At 54.6% G+C, this 6,758-nt stretch carries 7 protein-coding genes; 4 read left to right on the top strand and 3 right to left on the bottom strand.

All coding sequences use genetic code 11. The features are described from left to right. Positions 1-221: 221 nt before the first annotated feature. Positions 222-1,145, top strand: a complete 924-nt coding sequence (gene rbsK, locus B4F27_RS11510; protein ID WP_286759717.1) for a ribokinase — start codon at positions 222-224, stop codon at positions 1,143-1,145. 17 nt (positions 1,146-1,162) lie between these two features. Here rbsK and B4F27_RS11505 read toward each other — a convergent pair whose 3' ends face one another. Further along, the gene (locus B4F27_RS11505) at positions 1,163-1,723 is read right to left on the bottom strand and encodes a TlpA disulfide reductase family protein (RefSeq protein ID WP_008889161.1); all 561 of its coding nucleotides are present in this window, start codon (positions 1,721-1,723) and stop codon (positions 1,163-1,165) included. A gap of 31 nt (positions 1,724-1,754) precedes the next feature. On the opposite strand from B4F27_RS11505, the gene argH reads away from it, so the two are divergent. From argH to lysA, 3 genes are read left to right on the top strand one after another with little or no spacing between them, the layout of a single operon-like run. Beyond that, positions 1,755-3,170: an argininosuccinate lyase gene (gene argH, locus B4F27_RS11500; protein ID WP_008889160.1), complete on the top strand. Its 1,416-nt coding sequence runs from the start codon at positions 1,755-1,757 to the stop codon at positions 3,168-3,170. Continuing rightward, positions 3,167-3,313, top strand: a complete 147-nt coding sequence (gene lptM / locus B4F27_RS11495) for an LPS translocon maturation chaperone LptM (protein ID WP_165374891.1) — start codon at positions 3,167-3,169, stop codon at positions 3,311-3,313. The genes argH and lptM overlap by 4 nt, the downstream gene beginning before the upstream one ends. After that, entirely contained in the window at positions 3,310-4,581 is a 1,272-nt protein-coding gene (lysA, locus tag B4F27_RS11490) for a diaminopimelate decarboxylase (protein WP_286759716.1), read from the top strand. Before lptM ends, lysA begins: the two co-directional genes overlap by 4 nt. Before the next feature lie 106 nt (positions 4,582-4,687). Here lysA and B4F27_RS11485 read toward each other — a convergent pair whose 3' ends face one another. Both B4F27_RS11485 and B4F27_RS11480 read right to left on the bottom strand, forming a co-directional pair. Continuing rightward, positions 4,688-5,881, bottom strand: coding sequence for a PepSY-associated TM helix domain-containing protein (locus B4F27_RS11485; protein WP_286759715.1), 1,194 nt, complete (start codon positions 5,879-5,881; stop codon positions 4,688-4,690). 28 nt (positions 5,882-5,909) lie between these two features. Next, the coding region (locus tag B4F27_RS11480; RefSeq protein WP_286759714.1) for a TonB-dependent siderophore receptor at positions 5,910-6,758 on the bottom strand (849 nt) is incomplete at its 5' end.

The following is a 6,758-nucleotide window of genomic DNA, read 5'->3' as shown; positions in this document are numbered from 1 at the left end:
GCCTACCAGCCGCGCTTTGCCAAATTCCAGCGCATTTACGCTGCATTGTCAGACGAATTCACCCCTGACTGACCGTCTGATCGCCTGATCAGACAAACCGGCTTATGAGTGGATCCATAACATTTTGATGATCTCGATAGATTTTGGCGACGTCGCCCTTTAAACCCCTGATCTGAGAACAACATTAACTTAGTGGAATTCATTTATAAACGCGGACGATTATGACGATTGCAGTTGTTGGAAGCTCGAACTTTGATTTTGCGGCCCGTGTGGCAAAGCTTCCGGTTCAGGGACAAACGGTTTCCTCCCGGGCTTACAAGACCGGACCGGGCGGCAAAGGATGCAATCAGGCACTTGCAGTAGCCAGACTTGGTGTTTCCCCTGTGTTCATCTCCAAGGTTGGCGATGACATGCTGGGCAAACAACTGATCGAAACCCTTGCCACCGAGGGGTTGGACACCACCAACCTGATCGTCGCCGACGAAGCACAAACCGGTATTGCCCTGATCTCGATTGATGAGGCGGGTGAAAACATGATCACGGTCGTCGGCGGGGCCAACATGACCATGACCCGAAACGACCTTCATGAAAAACAGGAACTCCTGCGCAACTGCGACTATCTGCTGTTGCAGCTTGAATGTCCGGTAGTGGCCATTGACTGCGCGATCAAATACGCCCGCGAAGGGAATGCAAAGGTCATTCTTGACCCGGCCCCGGTCGCCGATCTGGTCGTCATGCGCGACCTGCTGGCCCTGACCCACATCGTCACCCCGAACCAAAGCGAATGCTTGGCCCTCACCGGTATTGATCCGGTCGATGAGGCCACCGCCCGTAGCGCCAGCATCAAGCTGCATGACATGGGCCCGGAAACCGTCATCATCAAAATGGGCGGTGATGGTGCGTTCTATTCATCGGGTGGGCAAACCGGCATGGTTCCGGGCTTTGCGGTCAACACGGTTGATACGGTCGGCGCAGGCGATTGCTTCAATGCTGGTTTGGCTGTTGCCCTGCACGGTGGTCAGGCGCTCAAGGATGCCGTGCGCTTTGCCTGTGCCACCGGTGCGCTTTCCACCACCAACAATGGTGCTGCCGAGGCCGCACCCCGCCTTGCCGATGTTTTGTCGCTGATCGAAGGCAACGCCTAAGACTGTGTCACTTGCGCTCAGGACGTCTGATCAATCAACTGATCGAAATAGGTAATAACCTCTGGCGCATCCCAGCGCGCAATGCCTTCAAGTTTGCCGCGCAAATCACCCTTGGCGTCATAGACAAAACTGGTCGGAAGGCCGCGTGCCCCCATCTGACGCGCAATCGCCCCACGCGGATCAAGAACGATATCAAGGTTCTCGATTCCATTGGTTTCAAAGAATTCGCGCACCGCATCCGCCCCGCCGCGGTCCTGACTAAGGGCCAGAACCCGGAACGGCTTATCGGCCATTTCGACGGCCAGGCGATCCAGATCGGGCATTTCCTTGACGCATGGCACACACCATGTCGCCCACAGATTGACCAGAACAACCTGTCCTTTCAGGCTGTTAAAGGCGACCTCGTTGCCATTTTCATCGACAAACGCCAGATCTTCGGGCAAAGAACCCCCTTCGGATGGCATGACCATCTTTGAAAGTTCTTGCGGGAATTGCGTATCAGCAAAGGCAGGGGTTGCATAAATGCCCGAGATGGCGACAATCACGCCAAGTTTTACGTAACGAAGCAATGCTTTCACAACACCCACCTTTCCAAGACTGCGGATCACGATGACCGATCAAAACGCCACTGACCAGAAAAACGCAAACTCCCTTTGGGGCGGCCGCTTCGAAGCAGGCCCGTCAGCCATCATGGAAGAAATCAACGCTTCCATCGGCTTTGACAAGCGCCTTTACGCCCAGGACATTCAGGGCTCGAAGGCCCACTGCGCCATGCTGGTCAAGCAGAACATCATTCCTGCTGAAGATGGCGAAAAGATCACCAACGGTCTAGACCAGATTCTTCAAGAAATCGAGAGCGGCGCTTTCAAATTCTCCGCTGCCCTTGAAGACATTCACATGAATGTCGAAAGCCGCCTGCGCGAATTAATCGGCCCGGCGGCTGGTCGCCTGCATACTGCACGCTCGCGCAATGATCAGGTCGCGACCGACTTCAAACTCTGGGTCCGTGACGTTGCACTTGGCGATCTTGAGGTCGGCCTCAAAGGCCTTCAGGAAGCCCTGATTGCACAGGCAGAAACCCACGCAGAAACCATCATGCCGGGCTTCACCCACCTTCAGGCCGCCCAGCCGGTCACCTTTGGTCACCATCTTCTGGCCTATGTCGAAATGTTTGGCCGTGATCGCGGGCGCGTTGCCGATTGCCGCACGCGCATTAACGAAAACCCGCTGGGCTCTGCGGCCCTGGCTGGTACACCCTACCCGATTGATCGTCACATGACGGCAAGTGCGCTGGGCTTTGATCGCCCGACGGCGAACTCGCTCGATGCGGTATCGGACCGTGACTTTGCGCTTGAATACCTTAATGCGGCATCGATTGCCGCCATGCATCTGTCGCGCTTGGCCGAAGAAATGGTCATCTGGTGTTCGGCCCAGTTCCGCTTTATCGGCATGTCTGACAAGTTTTCGACCGGCTCATCGATCATGCCGCAAAAACGCAACCCGGATGCGGCCGAACTGATCCGCTCCAAAATCGGGCGTATTGTAGGCTGCTATAACGGTTTGATGCTGTCGATGAAGGGGCTGCCACTGGCCTATTCCAAGGACATGCAGGAAGACAAGGAACCCGTCTTCCAGGCCCACGACCATCTTGGTCTGTGTGTTGCCGCCATGACCGGCATGATCGCGGACATGAAGGTGTTTGCCGACAACATGCGTGCCGCTGCCGGTGCGGGCTACACCACCGCCACCGACCTTGCCGACTGGCTGGTTGCCGAACTTGGCATGCCGTTCCGTGATGCCCATCACGTGGTTGGCGCGACAGTTAAACTGGCCGAAACCAAGGGCTGCGATCTTGATCAGTTGTCGCTTGAAGACCTTCAGGGGATTGAACCCAAGATCACCAATGCGGTTTATGATGTGCTGACAGTCGAGGCATCGGTTGCCGCCCGCCAAAGCTTTGGCGGCACCGCCCCGGTACGGGTCAAGGAATCGGTTGCCGCGGCAAAGGAAAGGTTCCTCAAATGAACAGCAACCTGTTGAAACGCGGCACCGTCATCACGCTGGCCATCATGTTGGGGCTTTCAGTTGCGGCCTGTGGCAAAAAAGGCCCGCTCGAACCGCCGACCGACAAAGGTTATGAATATCCAAGGGATTACCCGGCCCAATGAACCATTTTGAATATATCAACGGCGAACTTTACGCCGAAGGCGTCTCGATCCGGGAAATGGCTGACAAGGTCGGAACCCCGTTCTTCTGCTATTCGACCGCGACCCTGGAACGCCATTACAAGGTCTATTCCGACGCATTTGACGGCCTTGATGCCACCGTGTGCTTTGCTGTTAAGGCAAACTCCAATCAGGCAGTCCTGAAAACACTCGCCAATCTTGGTGCGGGTGCGGACGTTGTTTCGGTTGGTGAAATGCGCCGTGCGCTTCGTGCGGGCATGCCCCCGGCAAAGATCATCTTTTCCGGGGTTGGCAAGGCCGATGCCGAAATGCGCGAAGCCCTTGACGCTGACATTGCCCAGATCAATGTCGAAAGCATCCCCGAACTGGTTGAGCTGAACCGTGTTGCCATCGACATGGGCAAAAAGGCCCGCATTGCGCTGCGCGTCAACCCGCATGTCGATGCCAAAACCCATGAAAAGATCGCAACCGGCAAGGCTGAAAACAAATTCGGCATCGACTGGACCCGCGCGATTGAGGTCTACCGCGAAGCTGCTGCCATGGATGGCATCGAGGTTACCGGGATCGCCATGCATATCGGCTCCCAGCTGACCGATCTGGCCCCGTTCCGCGAGGCATTTACCCGTCTGGCCGGGCTGGTCGAACAGTTGCGATCTGAGGGCATCGATATCCGCAATCTTGATCTCGGTGGCGGGCTTGGCATTGCCTATCAGGGCGAAACACCGCCGCTTCCCGATGCCTATGGTCAGATGGTGCGCGAAACCGTCGGCCATCTTGGCTGCCACATCACGCTCGAACCGGGCCGTTTGATTGCCGGCAATGCAGGGATCATGGTGTCGCGCGTCATGTATATCAAAGACGGCGAAGCCAAACGCTTTGTCATTCTTGATGCCGCAATGAACGACCTGATCCGCCCGACGCTGTATGGCGCCTATCACGAAATCATCCCGGTCGATGAACAGACTGAGGGTGACAAGCAGGTCAAGGTTGATGTTGTCGGCCCGGTTTGTGAAACCGGTGACACCTTTGGCAAGGACCGCGATCTTCCCGATGACCTCAAGGCCGGTGATCTGGTCGCCGTGATGTCGGCGGGGGCCTATGGCGCTGTGATGTCATCGACCTACAACACCCGCGCGCTGACACCCGAAGTACTGGTCAAGGGCAACAACTTTGCCATCGTCCGCCCGCGTCAGGAAATCGACGATCTGATCAACATGGATCAGGTACCCTCCTGGCTGAGCAACGCATAAAACACAGTTTCTTACGGATCTGCTTTTGGGGCGGCTGGCAAAATGCTTGCCGCCCCTTTTTTTGACTTCGACGATAAAAAGAACCTGCGCTCACAACACGAAATTATCAACGGGTCCTGTCCCTCGATTGTCGTTTACGCCACCAGATCAAAACACCTGTCACCGTAACCACAACAAGCAACACCCCGATGAAGCTTGCCAAGACACGATAAGGCAGCCCGCCTATTCGCGCGATATGTAGTGATGTCAGCCAAACCGTAAATGTATCTCCCGCCGCCGCACCTGTCGGCAACTGATACCCGGCTTCTTGGCCGGTTGATGCATCAATGAAGACCCATGTTTGTCCAAATGTATCATTCACATCAAGACTGGTTCGCGACATGAGCTTTAAGACATTTCGGTCGGGGTAATAGGCAAAACGTTCGCGGGCCAGGACCTTAAAACCTTGATCGCGGGCCAAATCATCCAGATAGCTGGATGCAAGCTCAACCCCCCGTTCCCAGCCAATTTCAGGGGCATCCTTTTTTGGGGAAACATGCCGATCAGATGGCGGCACGGTATCCTGAAAATCCATGAATACGGACATGACAGGACGATAGACTTCGGTTTCCAGTGTCATCGCAATGCTGCTCAGCGCGAACATGGACAAAAATATCCATGCCCAAACCGATCCGGCCCGATGAAGATCGAAGGTCATCTTATATCGCCCGCCCATCCAGCGAATTTTCCAGGCCTTTTTCCATTGCCGGAACCGGGATGGCAACCCACGCGACCTGACCGGAAATGTCAGATAAAGGCCGACAAAACAGTCCACCAGCCAAAGTAGGGAAATGACCCCCAACAGCGTGGTTCCCAGTTTCCCCAATACCAAGGATTGATGAAGACGATACAGAAACGGCATCAGGTTGATGACACCTTGTGAAATATCCCCCCATCGCCTTTGGCCTACGATTTCGCCGCTGTATCGATCCACAAAAACTTCATCATATGGCAGGCTGACAACCGTGCCATCCGACTGTGTTTTTGCATCCAGAGAAAACAAAACAAGATCCCGCGATGCAGGCGGGTCAACCATCATCCAATTAACGTTTGCATCCGGAAATGCGCGATCTGTTCGCGTCCGCAATTCAAAGGGTGACAATGCCAAATGATGGTCGTCTTGCCGGGTGTTCAGCTGAGGGCTGGCAGAATGAAGCCGGATGATTGATGCATCAAGTTCGTTGTACCAGACCAAAACAACACCACTAAGGCCGGTTATGATCAGGAAACCTGCCATAACCAGCCCGACATAGCGGTGCATAAGCACCAGTTTTTGCCTCAATTTCATACTAGTAGGTGTATGTCAGACTGGCGGTGAAGACGCGCCCCTCTTCACGGACAACACCGCTAATAGAACCCGGCGAATAGATTTCCTCGTCAAACAGATTGCTGACGAGAAAGTCCATCTTCAGGTTGTCGTCGATGGTATAAAACGCCCCCAAATCAGCACGCACGTGGCTTGGCAACTTGGTTGTATTTGCATCCTCTGCGTAACGATCGCCGACATAGGCGACCGTGCTGCCAATGCTCAGCCCCGGTACATTGCTGAAATCATAGCGCCCCTGAAGCGATGCGGTGTGCTTTGGAACATTGGCAAAGCTGTTCCCAACCAGAGACTGATCGTCGGTTTTGCGGATGCTGGTTTTGGTAAATCCATAATTGGCCGCAAGATAAAGTTGGGGCAGAACATTTCCCGACAGCGAAAGCTCAATCCCCTTGGATCGTGATTGCCCCTCAGCAACTTCAAAATCATCATCGGCCGGGTCTTCGATGGCGATATTATCTTTGGTAAGGACAAAGCCGGTCACACTTGCCTGCAGACCGCCGAAATCGAACTTTGTACCGACCTCATATTGTGTGCCCTGCTCGGCTTCCAGCGGCCTTTTACCCGACGTCGTACCTTGTTGCGGCACAAAAGATTCACTGCGGCTGGCATAAACAGAAACGTTCTTTGTCAGGTCATGAATGATCCCGAATTGGGTAATCAGGTCCGACTGGTCAACTTGATCAACAGTTCTGGCAGAAGTCGAATTATTGATGGTGGTTTGTGACTGTTCTGAATTGATGAAACGCACACCTGCCAGGAAATGCCAATCATCATTCCAGGTTACCCTGTCCTGAAGGAAGGCGGCCATTAC

The sequence above is a fragment of the Sulfitobacter sp. UBA1132 genome, assembly GCF_002311545.1.
GTDB classification, from domain to species: Bacteria; Pseudomonadota; Alphaproteobacteria; order Rhodobacterales; family Rhodobacteraceae; genus Sulfitobacter; species Sulfitobacter pontiacus.
The sequence above is the reverse complement of the archived record's forward strand: the minus strand, read 5'-3'. Positions and strand labels throughout refer to the sequence as shown.

Bases quoted from the DNA above. Each gene is read 5' to 3' on its own strand.
- argH (WP_008889160.1), top strand. From the start codon at position 1,755: ATGACCGATCAAAACGCCACTGACCAGAAAAACGCAAACTCCCTTTGG.
- lysA (WP_286759716.1), top strand. From the start codon at position 3,310: ATGAACCATTTTGAATATATCAACGGCGAACTTTACGCCGAAGGCGTC.
- lptM (WP_165374891.1), top strand. From the start codon at position 3,167: ATGAACAGCAACCTGTTGAAACGCGGCACCGTCATCACGCTGGCCATC.
- rbsK (WP_286759717.1), top strand. From the start codon at position 222: ATGACGATTGCAGTTGTTGGAAGCTCGAACTTTGATTTTGCGGCCCGT.
- B4F27_RS11485 (WP_286759715.1), bottom strand. From the start codon at position 5,881: ATGCACCGCTATGTCGGGCTGGTTATGGCAGGTTTCCTGATCATAACC.